A 15,555-nucleotide genomic window follows, 5' to 3' on the forward strand; every position below is an offset into this window, starting at 1 on the left:
AACCCAAATGCCGGTGGGAAGCGAAAACGCGTTTGTCTGCACCGAGGTCCGTCTACCAGTCTCCGGCGGTCGCCATCCATGCAGCCAGCGCCGCGATCGCGGCGGTCTCTCCGCGCAGGATACGCGGGCCGAGCGTGATGGGGCGCGCAGCCGGGTGGGCGCGGATCGCAGCGCGCTCAGCCTCGTCAAAGCCGCCTTCTGGGCCGGTGAGAATTGCCGCTGCGCCTTTATGAGCAGCGAAAGCGGCGGCTGCGGGTTTACCGCCATTCTCGTCAGCGAAATACAGCGCGCGATCTTCGGGCCAATTCGCCAGCAGCGCGTCGAGCTTTACCGGCTTGCCCAGCCTGGGCAGGGCGGTGCGGGCGCATTGTTCGGCGGCCTCGGTTGTGATCGCTCGGGCACGGTCGAGGTTGAGTTTGTCCGCGACGCAGCGCCGCGTGATGATCGGCTGAATGCAGGCTGCGCCAAGCTCGGTCGCCTTTTCAAGGATCAAGTCGAAGCGGTCTTTCTTGAGCAGGGCGGGGCAGAGCCACAGATCAGGCACCGCCTCGCGCGCGCGAAGCTGCTTAACGACCTCCAGCATGACATCGCGCTTGCCCGCGTCGCTGACCCGCGCCGCCCATTCGCCGGTGACATCGTCGCACAAGACCACCGCATCACCAGACGCAACGCGCATGACGCGGGCAAGATAATGCGCGGCGTTCCCTTCAATCTGCACAAGCGCGCCTGCGGCCAGCGTTTCAGCGACAAACAGGCGCGGCGCGCTTTTCGGAGGCCAGGCGGGGGTAGCGGGCATGACTTTGCTCTAGGCGCTGCGGGCGCTAGGGAGCAAGTCATGAGCGAACACATCGTCCCTGATAGTGAGCACCGCGGGCTGGTAGCCCACCTGCCGCAGCTTCCGCGTGATCTGGCGTTGCTGGCGCGGTTTGACCGGCCGATCGGGTGGTGGCTGCTGTTTTGGCCCTGCGCGTTCGGCGTGTGGCTGGCTGGGGCCGGAGCGCAATGGGCCTTGCTCGGCTGGATGTTGCTTGGCAGCATCGCGATGCGCGGGGCGGGCTGCGTTTACAACGATATCGTTGATGCCGAGCTGGATGCAAAGGTCGCTCGCACCGCGCTGCGTCCGGTGGCGAGCGGGCGGGTGTCGAAGCGCGTCGCGTGGGGCTGGCTCCTGGCGCTGTGCCTGATCGGGTTGGTGGTGTTACTGCAATTTCGGTGGGAGGCGCAATTGGTCGCTTTTGGCAGTCTGGCGCTTGTGGCGGCCTATCCCTTCATGAAGCGCATCACCTGGTGGCCGCAGGCGTGGCTGGGGATGGTGTTCAACTGGGGTCTGCTGGTCGGCTGGACCGAGCTTCGGTATGATAATTGGACGGCGCTAGCCTGCCTTTACGCGGGATGTATTTGCTGGGTGATCGGGTACGATACGATCTATGCGCTGCAAGACCGCGAAGATGACGCAATGGTCGGAATTCGGTCGTCTGCGCTGGCCATGGGCGCCCGGGTGCAGGCAGGCATTGCGGGCTTTTATGCGGGTGCAGTGGGGCTGTGGGGGCTGGGCTTCTGGCTTTATCGTTCCGATCCGCTGGCCTTGCTGGCACTGCTGCCGGTCGCGGGGCATCTGACGTGGCAAGTGGCGACCCTGAACGCCAGCGATCCCGACAATCCGCTCGCCCGCTTCCGGTCAAACCGCTGGGCCGGGGCGCTGATGGCGGCGGCGTGTTTTGTGGTGGGCAACGCCTGATGTGCAATCTTTATCGCATGACGATGCCCGCCAGTGAGGTGGCTGCGTGGTTCAATGCGGTGGAAGCGGTGGAAGGGGCCAACTGTGCTGCACAGGTCTATCCGGGCTACCCCGGCCTGGTGGTTGCAGACGGCGCGCTGAAAGCCATGACCTGGGGATTCCCGCTGGTACTGAACGGCGCGAAGGGTCAGCCGCTGAAGCCCAAGCCGGTCAATAATGCCCGCACCGACAAGCTCGCGACGTTCTTCTGGCGATCTTCGTTCGAGGAACGCCGCTGCCTCATACCGCTGAACGCATGGGCCGAAGCTGAGGGTGCCAAGGGGCGCATGACGCGGACTTGGCTTTGTGTGCCTGATGCACCGTTGTTCGCCGTTGCCGGGGTGTGGCGGCAAAGCGAGGAATGGGGCGCGTCCTATGCGATGGTGATGACGGACAGCGAAGGATCGGATGCCGCCGCTGTCCACACCCGAATGCCGGTGCTGTTGACAGCCGAGGGGCAGGCAGCGTGGCTGAGCGGGCCTTCCGACGCGGCGCTAGCCGTGTGCCGACCATGGAGCGGGCCGCTGTCAATCGACCGTACCGATCAGCCTTGGGCCAAGGGGTCGGCAAGCCAGAGAGGACTGCTCTAACGTGAGGATCAGTCCGAAGCTGTCATGTCAGCTTTCAGGCCCCAGTTCAGGATCGAGATCCCGTGGGCGGGCGAGGTGGACGAGTTGCGCACAGTAGCGCTTGAGATCGGCCCAATGTTCAATCTCGCATTCCAGCACGGCATAGGCGGCGGTCGGGAACTTCACGACCGCCTCTTTGAACAGGGCGTTTTCCTTGCCCGGCGCGACAAGCTCCAGCAGCGCGTCCTGAAGCCCAGGGTTGTGGCCGGAAATCAGGATGGACTTCGCCTCATCCGCGCCGCTGCCGGCATGGGCCTCGATCGTTTCCACGATCGTGTCGAAGCTGGCGAGGTAGAGCCGCTGGTCATAAATCACGGGCACATCGGGTAGCGCGCCTTCCAATGTCAGCTTTACCCGCACCGCAGGCGAAGCGATCAGGCGGTCCCATTTCACGCCGTGGCTGCGGATATGCTTGCCAATCACCTCGGCGCCCTTGCGCCCGCGCGCATTTAATCCGCGGTCGAAATCGCGCTGGTTGGTGTCGTCCCAATCGGACTTGGCGTGGCGCAACAGGCCGAGAATCTTCATGGCAACAGGGCACCTTGCAATGGAACGGTATCCCCTCGCGAAACACCAGCCGCGACGCGTTGTAAAGCCTGATCAAGTGTGACGCGTAGTACTGGCGTACCGGGTGGGAAGGCGCTGAGCAGGCGCGAGGGGAAGGCAGGGGAAAGCACGATAAAATGCCCCGCATCATCTTTCGACCGGATCAGACGCCCGAAAGCCTGGGCCAGCTTGGCCCGGATGATGCGGTCGTCATACTGGCTGCCGCCACCTGCCAGCCGGCGTGCCTTGTGGAGTATATCGGGCCGCGGCCACGGCACCTGTTCCAGCACTACGCAACGAAGCGAATGGCCCGGCACGTCCACGCCATCGCGCAGCGCGTCGGTTCCGATCAGGCTGGCGCGGGGATCGTCGCGAAAGATGTCCACCAGCGTGCCGGTGTCGATCGGATCGACATGCTGGGCGTAGACCGGCAGGCCAGCCCGTGCGAGCCGGTCGGCGATGCGACCGTGCACCGCACGCAGACGCCGGATCGCGGTGAACAGCCCCAGCACGCCGCCGCCGCTCGCCTCGATGATCCGCGCATAGGCGCCCGCCAGCGCGGGCAGATCGCCCTTGGCAATATCGGTGACGATCAGCACTTCGGCGCGGGTTGCGTAATCGAAGGGGCTTTCCGCCGCCGATAGCAGCGGGTCAACCTCGACATGGGCGGCGCCCGACCGCTGGATTGCGCTGGCCCATACGTCATCCGTGGTGGTGCGATCGGTCAGGGTGGCGCTGGTCAACATGACGCCGTGCGCGGGTTCCAGCACTACGCGGGCAAAGGGCTTCATCGGGTCAAGCCAGCGACGATGGATCGCCACGTCGAATTCGCGTGCGTCGGAGCGATCGACCGCGAGCCAGTCGACAAAATCGGGGTCTGTCGGTCCGCCCAGCCGCGTCAGCAGCGCTTCCCACGCCGCGATGAGATCAATCCGCCATGTCAGCGAGAACCGTGCGCCTTCTATCCGTGCACGGCCTTGCGCATCGAGCCAATCGGGCGGATCGGCCAGGATCGCTTCCAGCCGCCCGCCCAGCCGGATCAGCGGCACCCGGATGCTGGCTAGCGCCTCGGCAGCGGTGTTGGCGGCTTCGATGACCTCGCCGGGCAGGCCAGCAGCTTCGGTCTCGATCCCGTAGCCTGCATCAATCCCGCCGCTTTCGTCGCGCGCATAGGTTGCCACGCGCACAGCCGCGAGCAGCGCTTCAACCGGGCCGAAGGGCGCGTTTTCGCCAAGGCGTTGCAGCCAGCCGTCTGACGGCAGCAATTGCCCCGCTTTGCACGCGGCGGCGATGGCTTCCGCGCCGGCCTCGTCATAGCTGGCAATATCCGCAAGCCGCGCAGCAAGACCACGCCTGCGCCCGCGCGCCTCGCGTTCTGGGCCGATGATCCAGCGGCGCAGTTCGATGGTTTCCTGGCCGCTCAGGTTGGCCGCGAAGGTGGAATCTGCCGCATCGAACACATGGTGGCCTTCGTCGAAGATCAACCGGGTGGGGCGCTGATTCGGATCGCGGGCACGGGCAGCGTTGATCATCACCAGCGCATGGTTGGCTATCACGAGATCGGCTTGCGCGCTGTCTCTGGCTGCGCGCTCGATGAAGCATTTCCGGTAATGCGGACACCCGGCATAGACGCACTCGCCGCGCTGGTCGGTCAGGGCGGCGATCCCGCGCTTGCGGAACAGCGTGCCCAGCCAGCCGGGAAGGTCGCCGCCCACCATGTCGCCATCTCGAGTATAGGCGCCCCAGCGCGCCACCAGCTGCGCCAGAATCGCGGCGCGTCCGGCAAAGCCGCCTTGCAGTGCATCTTCCAGATTGAGGAGGCAGAGGTAATTTTCCCGTCCCTTGCGCACCACCACCGGGGGCGAGCCATCGGCACGCCGGGCAGGCCATGCGCGGCGGCTTTCCGCGCGCAATTGCCGTTGCAGGTTCTTGGTGAAGGTTGAAACCCACACCGTGCCGCCCGATTTCTCCGCCCACAGCGATGCCGGGGCGAGGTAGCCTAGGGTTTTGCCAATCCCCGTTCCCGCCTGCGCCAGCGCCAGATGCGGACGCCCTTCGCGTTGCCGCGGAGCAAAGATCCGGGCCACATCCTTGGCATAGGCGCGCTGGCCATCGCGCTGTTCGGAACCTTCGCCGGTCAGCCGCGCCAGCTGCGCTGCGATCGCGGGGGCGGGCAATTCTACCTGACGCGGCGCGGGGCGCTCGCCTGTCTCCTCCCATTCGGGCAGCTTGGCGAACAGCCAACGTTCGGCTTTTTCAGGCTTCGCGATATGCGGCCGTAGCACCTGCGCCCATGGCCACCGTAGACGTTCCAGCGATTGCACTGCACTCCACGCGCCTTCACGCTCAAACCATTCGGGATCCTGACAGGCCGCGATTAGCGCCCCGCCGGCGCGTTGGAGCATCTCTGGCACATCGGCGTCATTTTCCGGCACTTGCAGGCCCAGCGCTTCGGCCAGCCCGCGCGGGGTCGGCACACAAAAGCGCGCCGGGTGGATGAAGGCGAAAGCCTCCAGCAGATCCAGCCCCGACAGATCGGGATAGCCCAACCGGTTCGCCACGAGCGGGGCGTTGATCATCAGCACCGGGGTATCGGCGGCCGCCATGATCGCGTCGCCCTTTGACACGGCGGTGGTGCGGTCCGATCCATCGCGCAGCCAGTGCCCGCCGTGGCTCGCATGGAGCGCGGGGAGGGGCAGGGCGTCGGGCAGAGGCGGGGGGAGGATCACAGCGCGATAGATGGGGGAGGGCGGCGCACTTGTAAACGCACGCTTGCATGCCTGTCCGCCATCCCTAATAGCGCAGGGACCATGACCATGATGACCGACGCCCTCATCACCGCAGCACAAACCTCCAAGGCCTGGCCCTTTCAGGAGGCGCAGCGCCTTGCCAAGCGCCTGCCCGAAGGCAAGCCGGGCGGCGTGTTGTTTGAAACCGGCTATGGTCCCTCTGGCCTGCCGCATATCGGCACGTTTCAGGAAGTGCTGCGCACCACGCTTGTTCGCCGCGCTTATGAAACCCTGACCGGCGGCGCGCCGACGCGGCTGGTGGCGTTTTCCGACGATATGGATGGCCTGCGCAAGGTGCCTGACAATGTGCCGAACCGTGAAATGCTCGCCCAGCACATTGGCAAGCCGCTGTCGCGTATCCCCGATCCGTTCGAAAAGTTCGATAGCTTTGCTGCACACAACAACGCGATGCTGCGCGATTTTCTGGATCGCTTCGGTTTTGAATATGAATTCGTCAGCTCCTCTGAATGCTACAGCGGCGGCACCTTCGATGCGGCGCTGAAGGGTGTCCTTGGAAACTTTCAGGCGATTCTCGACATCATGCTGCCGACGCTGGGCGAGGAACGGCGCAAGACCTATTCGCCCGTCATGCCGATTTCGCTCACGTCCGGCGCGGTGCTTCAGGTGCCGATTGAGGTGGTGGATGCCGCTTCCGGCATTATCCGCTTCACCGATGAAGATGGCAGCACAGTCGAACAATCAGCCCTGGGCGGCATGGCAAAGTGCCAGTGGAAGGTTGACTGGGCGATGCGCTGGGTCGCGCTGGGCGTCGATTACGAAATGTACGGAAAGGACTTGACCGATTCCGGCATCCAGTCGGGCAAGATTGCCCGCGTCCTGGGCGGCGCGAAGCCCGAAGGTCTGATTTACGAGCTGTTCCTCGACGGGAAGGGCGAAAAGATCTCCAAGTCCAAGGGCAATGGCCTATCGATCGAAGACTGGCTGCAATATGGCAGCGAGGAAAGTCTTGGCTATTACATCTTCGCCAACCCGCGCAGCGCCAAGCAGCTGCATGCCGGCGTAATCCCCAAGGCGGTGGACGATTACTGGCAGTTCCGCGCCGCTTTGCCGGAGCAGGCGATCGACAAGCAGCTCGGCAACCCGGTGTGGCACCTGCTGCGCACCAATGAGCGCCATGACGGCGCCGAGGCTCCGGGCGCGGGCGATAGATTGCCTGTGCCTTTCAGTCTGCTGCTTAATCTGGTGGGCGTGTTGGGCGCAGGCGCGACGCGCGATGCGGTATGGTCCTATCTTGGCAATTATATCGAAGGCGCCGATCCCACCGCGCATCCGGCGCTTGATGCACTGGTGGGCAAGGCGCTGGCGTATAACCGCGATTTCGTTGCACCGACGTTGATGAAGCGCGCTCCTTTAGAGAATGAGGTTGCGGCGTTACAGGCGCTTGATAAACTGCTGGCCGACGCTGACCCCGGCACTAGCGCAGAAGATTTGCAGACACTCGTTTACGAGATCGGTAAGGTCGAAGCGTTCGGTTTTGTATCGCTGCGCGATTGGTTCAAAGCGCTTTACGAAACTTTGCTCGGGAGTGAACAAGGCCCGCGGATGGGCAGTTTCATCGCGCTGTATGGTATTACACCAACCCGCACGTTGATTGCCGAGGCGCTGGCCAAGGCTTGAGCCGGCAGCCTTACCTCCACTGCCGGGTGCGATACCACTTGGTAATGACGTATTTCGCGCCCTGCTCCACCGGCATCCCTGCGTGAAGGGTCGCCTCGTTCGGGCGGCCATCAGGCAGGGCGTTATTCCATAGCAAGAGAACGCCAGGCTTGGGCTCAATCTGAATGCCGAGCGCCGTGAAATTTGTCATGCCGCCCGCTTCGACAGTGTTGAGATAGGCCATTGCGGTCCAGCTGCGCTGTCCACCGCGCGCTTCTTCCTGCGGCCAGTAGCCTTCCGAAGTGTAGAACCAGTCATTATGCGGCTTGAATTGCTGGCCCGGGTGGTAGCGCTGGCCCTGCACCGCTTCTCCGAATGCCGGTTCCACGCCCAGCACATCGTCAACGCGGCCAGAGATACCCGCCACAAACGCATCATGTGGATCAAGGTCGCCTGAATAGGATGTGCGAAATCCGCTTTCATAATCAACTTCGTGCAAGGCGGACGGCCGCGCAACCTCATCGATCATGGCGCAAAGCCGGACGCATTCATCACCGCTAAGAAAGTCACCGATCGCGAAGAGCTCGACCGCGTCGGAAGGCACCCGGTAGACTGCGGCATTGCCCGCCAGGCGCTTGCGTACGTGCGCGCCAAACTGCGCAAGCGCCTGCATATCAGGAATGTCCGCGATCATCCGGGGTTTTGTAGCAATCCGCCGATCGAGGGCCAAGCTGCGACCACACAGACGAAAAAGCCCCGCCGGATTGCTCCGACGGGGCTCGATGTTTCTGGCGAAGACCTACCAGAAAAAATCGTGGATCACGTCAACCACTTCGCCGGTATAAATATCCACCAGCACGACATCGTCATAATACCTAACCCACTGATACGGTCCATAAACCGGGGGCAGGCGGTACTGGAACGGATCGTTCAGGAAGAAGCGCGGTTGGAAGAACAGGCTGTCGAGAAAGAAGCCTGATTGCAGACGGCTGTACCGATGCGAGCGGAACGGGGCATAATAGGGACCGGGACGAAACAAGAACTGGTTGGTGCGCCGCAAGTCTGTCCAACCATAGCGCCTGTCATTGCGCCAGCCGTTATTCCACCGGCGGAAATCGCGATTGTCCCAGCCCGGCCGGCCATTCCAACCGTGACGCCAATCATTCTGGCGCCAATTACGATTGTTTCGGATCGCCTGGCCGCGGAAGTCATCGCGCACTCCTGCGCGACGCAGATCGCGTCTGATTTCGCCAACCTGATTGGTGAAGACCCCGCCGCGATTGTCATTCCGGACATCCCGGCCATTACGCCAATTTTCGGTGCGACCACTCACCCGGTCAGCCCGGCGGTCACCGCGGTTCTCAATCTGATTGGCACGGCGGTCACCACGATTTTCAATCTGATTCGCGCGGCGATCGCCGCGGTTCTCAATCTGGTTCGCACGCGCCTCAGTGCGACGGTCCACCCGAACAGCGGCGGCATCACGCCCACGTTGCTCAAGCTGGCCTGCGCGGAAATCGCCGCGTTGCTCAACGCGGTTGGCGCGCTGTTCGCTCCGCCTGTCAATGACGTCTGCGCGGCGTTCGCTGCGCCTGTCTACCTGATTGGCGCGAACTTCGCTGCGCCGATCGATCCTTTCAGCGCGGATATCGTTGCGGCGATCAGGGCGGTTGGCGGCTTGCGCGCGGACGGCGATGGCCCGGTCAGGGCGCGGTGCGTTCACACGTTGCGCACGCGGAGATGCGGTCCGTTCGACCCGCTGACGCGCTTGACCACCGCGGTTTTGGGTCCGCGTCTGCTGACGCTCCATCGTGGCCTGCGAACGGGCTTCACTACGACCGCTTTGATAATCCTGCGCGGCAGCAGGTGCGGCGGGCAGGGAGAGCGTAAGCGCAACGGCCAAAGCCGCCAGCGATCCGCCTCTTGAAAAGAAGGTCATCATTGTAACTGCCTCCAAAACGCCAGCCCACCACAAGCTGCTTGTTGATAGGAGATTGGTTAGGCCGGGCAGACTGTCGCAGGCATGAACCAACCCATCGACATTCATAAAAATTGCGTAAAATATGAACAGGCATACGGATGCTTGACGCCTAGAGCATTGTTGCCAATGGCTTGGAGCATGTTCGAAACGCTTGATGATGTCCTGACCGATTGCCGCAACCGTCTGATCCGCGCGCCCCGCGATCGAAAGTCGCCGATGCATACGCCGGTGATCGTGACCAGCGATGTCGATGCGCGTGTGATGGTGCTGCGCGCCTTCGACAGTCAGAATTGGGCGCTGCGGCTCCATACCGATGCGCGTGCGCCCAAGGCGCAGGTAGTGTCCGCCGATCCGCGCATCGCTGTGCTGTTTTACGACAAAGGATCCAAGATACAGATCCGCGCGCGCGGTACGGGTGCGATCCTTACGGCCGGCGAACAGGTCGATACCGCATGGTCTGCCGGCACCAATTTCGCGCGGCGCTGCTATCTGGGGGAAGGGCCGGGGACAGGATCGGACGCACCCACGTCAGGCTTGCCCCCCGAATTTGAGGGCGCCGAACCCGATGACTCGCAACTCGTGCCGGCCCGTGACAATTTCGCGTTGCTGCGGATCACCTTGACGGCGTTCGACTGGCTCTATTTGGCGCACACTGGTCATGTGCGCGCGCAGTTTGCGCGGGAGGCACCAGGAGAATGGGTTGGGCGCTGGGTTTCCCCCTAAGCGCAAGTACTGCTTTCACGCAGCCGTGGCAGCAGCGGGCAGCGCAGGGGCGGGCAAGAACAGCACATCTTCAATCTCGCTGGCCGGGACGACATGATCGAGTCCCTTTTCCACCGCCGCTCCAAGCGCTGCCTGCGCGCGAAACTCAAGACCTGCCCCGGTTTCTCCAAAGCGATCCGCAGCAACGCCGAAGCTGGCTGTCAGGCGCCCATCGTCGCCCAATTGCGGCATCCTAAAACGGGTAAGGATCGTCCGAAGCCGGTTAGCAATGCGTACAGCCGCGCGTTCATCCGCGCCGGGGATCAGGATCGTAAATCCATCGTTCCCACCATCGCATGTGCCCAGTACAACCCTGTCGCCGCGACGCAGGCCAGCGCGCATCACAGCGGCGACATGCTCACGCACCTGATCGCGGGTGTCGGCACTCCATCCCGGATTTCGTCCGGAAAGCTGATCGATTTGGCCATGCAGCACCGCATAAGACCCTTGGCGCCGAGCATCGCGGCGGGTGGCAATGTCAATTGCGTCTTCGCGGGCCGTGGGCTGCGCCACCTTGCGCTTCGGGACGTGCTGCGAGCCAAGCGTACGTCTTGCGCGACTTTGACCGACCCACATCCCCACAGCAACACAAGCCGCGCTTAATAGCACCGCCCATTCGAGCGGTATCTCAATCCCCATTATCACGCCCCGTGATTCCCTGTGCGACCACTTTATCTTCAGGAAGATTGACGTAATTCTACTTAAGGGATCGTAAAAGTCGACGCCCACCTTTCGATTTCATGCTCGAAATATGCCGAAATCGCTGCATCGTCAGCGCGTCAGCTTCTTGTAGGCCAAGCGGGTCGGACGGTCTGCCGCGTCGCCCAACCGGCGGCGCTTGTCCTCTTCATAAGCTTCGAAGTTGCCTTCGAACCATTCGACATGGCTGTTGCCCTCAAAGGCAAGAATGTGGGTAGCGAGCCGATCGAGGAAGAAGCGATCGTGGCTGATGACCACAGCGCAGCCTGCAAAGTTTTCGATCGCGTCTTCAAGCGCGGCGAGCGTTTCCACGTCGAGATCGTTGGTCGGCTCGTCAAGCAGCAGTACATTGCCGCCCTGCTTGAGCATCTTGGCCATGTGGACTCGGTTACGTTCCCCGCCCGAAAGCTTGCCGACGTTCTTCTGCTGATCTGCGCCTTTGAAGTTGAACGCGCCCACATATGCGCGTGTCGAGGTTTCTTGCTTGTTGACCGTCATGTAATCGTGCCCGTCGCTGATTTCCTGCCACACATTGTTGGCTGGGTTCAGGTGATCGCGGCTCTGGTCGACATAACCGAGGTGCACCGTGCTGCCGATCTCGATCGTGCCGCTGTCGGGCACTTCCTTACCGGTGATAATCTTGAACAGCGTGGATTTGCCCGCGCCGTTAGGGCCGATGATGCCGACGATCCCGCCCGGGGGAAGCATGAAACTGAGGTTTTCAAACAGCAGCTTGTCGCCGTAAGATTTGGTCAGGCCCTTGGCTTCGATAACCTTGCTGCCCAGCCGCTCGGGCACCTGAATGACGATCTGCGCCTTTCCGAGAGCGCGATTATCTTGTGCGTTCTGCAATTCTTCGAATTTGCGGACGCGGGCCTTGGACTTGGTCTGTCGGGCGGCGGGCGTCTGTCTGATCCACTCAAGCTCGCGTTGCAGAGCCTTTTGCTTGCCGGACTCCTCGCGGCTTTCCTGTTCAAGCCGCTTGGCCTTCTTTTCCAGATAGGTCGAATAGTTGCCCTCGTACGGATAATACGACCCGCGATCGAGTTCGAGGATCCATTCCACGACGTTATCAAGGAAGTAACGATCGTGGGTGATCATCAGCACCGCGCCGGCATATTCCTTAAGGTGGTTTTCCAGCCACTGCACGGATTCTGCATCAAGGTGGTTGGTCGGTTCGTCCAGCAGCAGGATCGAAGGTTTCTGGATCAGCAGCCGGGTCAGCGCGACGCGGCGCTTTTCCCCGCCTGACAGGCTCTGCACGCCCATGTCGCCGGGCGGGCAGCGCAGGGCCTCCATCGCAACTTCAAGCTGGTTGTCGAGCGTCCAACCATCGACCGCGTCGATCTTGGCCTGAAGGTCGCCCATTTCCTCCATCAGCGCGTCGAAATCGGTGTCGTCAGTGGGCTCGCCCATTTCTGCTGAGATCGCGTTGAAGCGATCGACAAGATCGGCGACTTCGCGTGCGCCGTCCTTGACGTTTTCGAGCACGGTCTTGCTGGTGTCGAGCTCCGGCTCCTGTTCCAGATAGCCAACGGTGATGTTCTCGCCCGGCCAGGCTTCCCCGGTGTAATCCTTGTCGATCCCGGCCATGATCTTGATCAGGGTCGATTTGCCTGCGCCGTTGGGACCGACGATCCCGATCTTGGCGCCCTGATAGAATTGCAAGGATATGTTGCTGAGCACCGGCTTCTGGGCGCCGGGGAAGGTCTTGGTCATGTCCTTCATGACATAGGCATATTGCGCGGCCATCGGATCAGTCCTTTTGGGATCGGAGTATGGGTCTGGAAGTTGGGTGCGCAGATAGGGAAGGTAAGACTTCAGGGCAAGCGGCTAGACTTGCGCGCATGGCAGGGATAGCACCGCGTGCATGAACCGCATCAGACCCGCGCTTGCCGCGCTTTCGCTCGCTCTTCTTTCAACCGCCGCATCGGCCCAGACTTCATCGCTCGAAGCCCAGGCAGACGCGGCACTGCATAATGACACACTCGCTTGGGACTTTGTCGAGGGAATTACGACTGAAGTCGGCCCACGTCAGGCGGGAACCGAGGCTGAGGAACGCGGGCGCGCCTGGGCGATGGCGTGGTTGCAGGAACACGGCTTTGCCAATGTCGCAGACGAAGCCTTTATGATGGACACGTGGGTTCCGGGCGACGTCGCGCGCGCGCGCGTGACTGCCCCGTTTGCGCAGGATCTGACGGTGCTGCCGCTGGGCAATTCTGCCGCAACCCCGAAAGGCGGGATCGAGGCTGAGGTCGTGCTTTTCCGCACGGTTGATGACTTGCGTGCAGCGCCCGCGGGCAGTCTCAAGGGCAAGATCGTATATATTAGCCACCAGATGCGGCCCGCGCAGGACGGTTCGCATTACGGATTTGCAGGCCCCGCACGCTGGGTCGGCGCAGGCATCGCGGCGAGCAAGGGAGCAATCGGAACGGTCATCAAGTCGGTCGGCACCGATCACCATCGCAACCCGCACACAGGTGGCACCAGCTTTCCTGCCGGCGTCACGCCGATCCCGGCCGGTGCGTTAAGCCTGCCCGATGCCGAGAATCTCGAACGTATGTTCGCTCGCGCAGACGGACGGCCGATCACGTTGAGGCTAGAGATGAACCCGCGCCAGATCGGCCAGATGCGCAGCGGCAACGTGGTGGGTGAGATTGTTGGAAGCAATCCGATGCTCCCGCCAGTGTTGCTCGCCTGCCATATTGATAGTTGGTGGAATTCGCCCGGCGCTTTCGATGATGGCGCGGGCTGCGCGATCATCGCTGCAGCGTCGCTGAACGCGGCTAAGGCTGGTCAACCGCTGCGCACGATCCGCGTATTGATGGCGGGCGCTGAGGAAACCGGACTGTGGGGCAGCAAGGCCTACAGCGAGGCCCATATCGACGAGCCGATCGCCGTCGGTCTTGAAAGCGATTTCGGTGCGGACAGAATCTGGCGCTTCGATTCGAACTTCCGAGAGACCAACCCCGCTTTGCACAAACGCATTGCTGCAGCGATTGCCCGCTTCGGTGTGTCGAGCGGCACCGATGTCGCAGGCGGCGGCGCGGATCTCAATGTCGTGCGTGATCAGAAAGGCGCGCTGGTCGATCTGCAGCAGGACGGTACCCGGTATTTCGACCTGCACCACACGCCTGACGACACGCTCGACAAGATCGACATTGCCCAGCTGCGCCAGAACGTCGCCGTCTGGACGCAGGTGGTCGGCATCCTTGCGGGCGAAAGCACATCGATACTGACCGGCGGCCCGATCCCTTCGGCGCCGCCGATCATGCAGAGCCAATAGGCGCGCGTTAGGCGGCCTGCCCAAAGCGCAGATCCATCGGAGAGCCGACTGACCTCGTGCCCTCATGGACCGAAAAGCTCGCTAAGGCATCGTTGAGCAGGCTCGCTTCGCGAGTGAGTGACGTGGCAGCGGCGGTGCACTGTTCGGCCATAGCTGCGTTCTGCTGCGTCGAGCGGTCAAGCTCGCCCACGACCGCATTGATCTGTGACAGGTTCTCTGCCTGCGCTGCGGCTGACGTCGCAATCGTCTGGATTGCGCCCGATAGCGCGGTGACATCGCGCGTGATCGCTGCGAATGCTTCGCCACTGCGTCCCACAAGGTCCACCCCGCGGCTGACCTGAACTGAGCTGGCAGAGATCAGCGCCTTTACCTCTTCCGCCGCATCGGCGCAGCGCTGCGCGAGTGCGCGGACTTCGTTGGCGACCACAGCGAAGCCTTTACCCGCCTCACCAGCCCGCGCTGCTTCCACCCCAGCGTTGAGCGCGAGCAGGTTGGTCTGGAACGAGATCGATTCAATTACAGCAATAATCGATGTGATTTCCTGCGAGGAGCTTTCGATCTGCTGCATCGCACCGACCGCTTCGGACACGATCTGCGCTCCGTCATTTGCGCGCGTGGTAGTTTCGGTAATGGTCTTGCGTGCACTCGCGCTGGTTGCGGCGCTATCCTGCACGCTGGTATTGATTGCGGTGATGGCGCTGGCGGTTTCCTCCAGATTGGCGGCCTGCTCCTCGGTCCGGCGCGACAGGTCATCTGCGGCAGAGCGGATTTCGGTTGCACCGCTGCTCATTGATTCCATCCCGGCCATCAGATTGCCGAGCGTCTGGCAGAGGATCGAGAAGGCCGCATTGAAATCGGTTTCGACCTGCTGGTATTCTGCTGGAAAACCATTGATCCGGGTAGTTAAATCGCCGGCCGACACCTGCTTGAGCGCCGTCCCCATTTTGTCGCTGACAATGGCGCGCACGCGTTCTTCGGAATTCTGGAAATAGCCCGATAGCGCCAAGTCTATGTCGAGCAGCGCGATCTTGACCAGCGTCGTAACCTGCCGCGCTTTGGACCTCCGCCACGGCAACCAACGCTGCCAGCCCGGCGCAATAATTGCTGCAATCAACTCTTCGAGCACCAATCCATAGGCGCCCACATACCATTTCGGTTCCAGACCGATCCGGGCGTGAACGTTTCCTATCCGCGTGGCGCGCTGATAAAAGCGATCATCCACCCCGTCCCGGAATACCGCAGTCCAGTGCTCGGCCTGCATGGCCTTGGCCCGTGCCATCTGCTGCGGACTTTCAAAATGGGACGAAAGCTCCCGCCGCTGGGCAATGACCTTGTAAAACGCATCGAGCGCAGGATCGAGCTGACGCCCGAGTGCCCGGCTGACGCCGGTCAGTGTGTCCTGGGGAATATGGTCCAGACCGTAGTAATCCAGACGCTCCTTTAACGGGTTGGCAGACATGATGATGCTC

At 62.4% G+C, this 15,555-nt stretch carries 14 protein-coding genes; 6 read left to right on the forward strand and 8 right to left on the reverse strand.

What is annotated here, in order from left to right; genetic code table 11:
• Positions 1 to 52 precede the first annotated feature (52 nt).
• Positions 53 to 796: a 16S rRNA (uracil(1498)-N(3))-methyltransferase gene (locus tag ACRANW_RS07620; RefSeq protein WP_479431228.1), complete on the reverse strand. Its 744-nt coding sequence runs from the start codon at positions 794 to 796 to the stop codon at positions 53 to 55.
• Between the two features lie 39 nt (positions 797 to 835).
• On the opposite strand from ACRANW_RS07620, the gene ubiA reads away from it, so the two are divergent.
• Positions 836 to 1,738, forward strand: coding sequence for a 4-hydroxybenzoate octaprenyltransferase (ubiA, locus tag ACRANW_RS07625; RefSeq protein ID WP_479431229.1), 903 nt, complete (start codon positions 836 to 838; stop codon positions 1,736 to 1,738).
• Positions 1,738 to 2,367, forward strand: coding sequence for an SOS response-associated peptidase (locus ACRANW_RS07630; RefSeq protein WP_479431230.1), 630 nt, complete (start codon positions 1,738 to 1,740; stop codon positions 2,365 to 2,367). Before ubiA ends, ACRANW_RS07630 begins: the two co-directional genes overlap by 1 nt.
• Before the next feature lie 27 nt (positions 2,368 to 2,394).
• Here ACRANW_RS07630 and ACRANW_RS07635 read toward each other — a convergent pair whose 3' ends face one another.
• Both ACRANW_RS07635 and ACRANW_RS07640 read right to left on the reverse strand, forming a co-directional pair.
• Positions 2,395 to 2,934: a SixA phosphatase family protein gene (locus ACRANW_RS07635; protein WP_479431231.1), complete on the reverse strand. Its 540-nt coding sequence runs from the start codon at positions 2,932 to 2,934 to the stop codon at positions 2,395 to 2,397.
• Positions 2,931 to 5,681, reverse strand: coding sequence for an ATP-dependent DNA helicase (locus ACRANW_RS07640; protein WP_479431232.1), 2,751 nt, complete (start codon positions 5,679 to 5,681; stop codon positions 2,931 to 2,933). Before ACRANW_RS07640 ends, ACRANW_RS07635 begins: the two co-directional genes overlap by 4 nt.
• Before the next feature lie 87 nt (positions 5,682 to 5,768).
• Between ACRANW_RS07640 and ACRANW_RS07645 the strand changes: the two genes are divergently transcribed.
• The gene (locus tag ACRANW_RS07645; RefSeq protein ID WP_479431233.1) at positions 5,769 to 7,379 is read left to right on the forward strand and encodes a lysine--tRNA ligase; all 1,611 of its coding nucleotides are present in this window, start codon (positions 5,769 to 5,771) and stop codon (positions 7,377 to 7,379) included.
• A gap of 10 nt (positions 7,380 to 7,389) precedes the next feature.
• Here ACRANW_RS07645 and ACRANW_RS07650 read toward each other — a convergent pair whose 3' ends face one another.
• Both ACRANW_RS07650 and ACRANW_RS07655 read right to left on the reverse strand, forming a co-directional pair.
• A complete protein-coding gene (locus ACRANW_RS07650) occupies positions 7,390 to 8,052 on the reverse strand; it encodes a prolyl hydroxylase family protein (RefSeq protein ID WP_479431234.1) in 663 nt (220 codons plus the stop codon).
• Between the two features lie 105 nt (positions 8,053 to 8,157).
• Positions 8,158 to 8,397 (reverse strand): RcnB family protein, encoded by a 240-nt coding sequence (locus ACRANW_RS07655; RefSeq protein WP_479431235.1) that lies wholly within the window; start codon positions 8,395 to 8,397, stop codon positions 8,158 to 8,160.
• A 111-nt stretch (positions 8,398 to 8,508) separates the two neighbouring features.
• Here ACRANW_RS07655 and ACRANW_RS07660 point away from each other — a divergent pair, with 111 nt between their 5' ends.
• Together ACRANW_RS07660 and ACRANW_RS07665 are read left to right on the forward strand one after the other, a co-directional pair.
• Positions 8,509 to 9,285 (forward strand): hypothetical protein, encoded by a 777-nt coding sequence (locus ACRANW_RS07660; RefSeq protein WP_479431236.1) that lies wholly within the window; start codon positions 8,509 to 8,511, stop codon positions 9,283 to 9,285.
• Positions 9,286 to 9,477: 192 nt separating this feature from the next.
• Positions 9,478 to 10,062 (forward strand): flavin-binding protein, encoded by a 585-nt coding sequence (locus ACRANW_RS07665; RefSeq protein ID WP_479431237.1) that lies wholly within the window; start codon positions 9,478 to 9,480, stop codon positions 10,060 to 10,062.
• Positions 10,063 to 10,077: 15 nt separating this feature from the next.
• On the opposite strand, the gene ACRANW_RS07670 is transcribed toward ACRANW_RS07665, so the two are convergent.
• Together ACRANW_RS07670 and ettA are read right to left on the reverse strand one after the other, a co-directional pair.
• Positions 10,078 to 10,614 carry a GGDEF domain-containing protein gene (locus ACRANW_RS07670; protein WP_479431238.1) on the reverse strand — a complete coding sequence of 179 codons (537 nt, stop codon included), beginning with the start codon at positions 10,612 to 10,614 and terminating at the stop codon, positions 10,078 to 10,080.
• Between the two features lie 258 nt (positions 10,615 to 10,872).
• Positions 10,873 to 12,552 (reverse strand): energy-dependent translational throttle protein EttA, encoded by a 1,680-nt coding sequence (gene ettA / locus ACRANW_RS07675; RefSeq protein ID WP_479431239.1) that lies wholly within the window; start codon positions 12,550 to 12,552, stop codon positions 10,873 to 10,875.
• Positions 12,553 to 12,670: 118 nt separating this feature from the next.
• Here ettA and ACRANW_RS07680 point away from each other — a divergent pair, with 118 nt between their 5' ends.
• A complete protein-coding gene (locus ACRANW_RS07680) occupies positions 12,671 to 14,086 on the forward strand; it encodes a M20/M25/M40 family metallo-hydrolase (RefSeq protein WP_479431240.1) in 1,416 nt (471 codons plus the stop codon).
• A gap of 7 nt (positions 14,087 to 14,093) precedes the next feature.
• On the opposite strand, the gene ACRANW_RS07685 is transcribed toward ACRANW_RS07680, so the two are convergent.
• Entirely contained in the window at positions 14,094 to 15,545 is a 1,452-nt protein-coding gene (locus tag ACRANW_RS07685) for a globin-coupled sensor protein (RefSeq protein WP_479431241.1), read from the reverse strand.
• Positions 15,546 to 15,555 lie beyond the last annotated feature (10 nt).

This window comes from Erythrobacter sp. 'gip.4 top 5', from assembly GCF_056495765.1.

What these genes read in the sequence shown, in the direction of transcription:
- ACRANW_RS07630 (WP_479431230.1), top strand. Translation starts at nt 1,738, where the DNA reads ATGTGCAATCTTTATCGCATGACGATGCCCGCCAGTGAGGTGGCTGCG.
- ACRANW_RS07620 (WP_479431228.1), bottom strand. Translation starts at nt 796, where the DNA reads ATGCCCGCTACCCCCGCCTGGCCTCCGAAAAGCGCGCCGCGCCTGTTT.
- ACRANW_RS07665 (WP_479431237.1), top strand. Translation starts at nt 9,478, where the DNA reads ATGTTCGAAACGCTTGATGATGTCCTGACCGATTGCCGCAACCGTCTG.
- ACRANW_RS07685 (WP_479431241.1), bottom strand. Translation starts at nt 15,545, where the DNA reads ATGTCTGCCAACCCGTTAAAGGAGCGTCTGGATTACTACGGTCTGGAC.
- ubiA (WP_479431229.1), top strand. Translation starts at nt 836, where the DNA reads ATGAGCGAACACATCGTCCCTGATAGTGAGCACCGCGGGCTGGTAGCC.
- ACRANW_RS07645 (WP_479431233.1), top strand. Translation starts at nt 5,769, where the DNA reads ATGATGACCGACGCCCTCATCACCGCAGCACAAACCTCCAAGGCCTGG.
- ACRANW_RS07680 (WP_479431240.1), top strand. Translation starts at nt 12,671, where the DNA reads ATGAACCGCATCAGACCCGCGCTTGCCGCGCTTTCGCTCGCTCTTCTT.
- ACRANW_RS07635 (WP_479431231.1), bottom strand. Translation starts at nt 2,934, where the DNA reads ATGAAGATTCTCGGCCTGTTGCGCCACGCCAAGTCCGATTGGGACGAC.
- ettA (WP_479431239.1), bottom strand. Translation starts at nt 12,552, where the DNA reads ATGGCCGCGCAATATGCCTATGTCATGAAGGACATGACCAAGACCTTC.
- ACRANW_RS07650 (WP_479431234.1), bottom strand. Translation starts at nt 8,052, where the DNA reads ATGATCGCGGACATTCCTGATATGCAGGCGCTTGCGCAGTTTGGCGCG.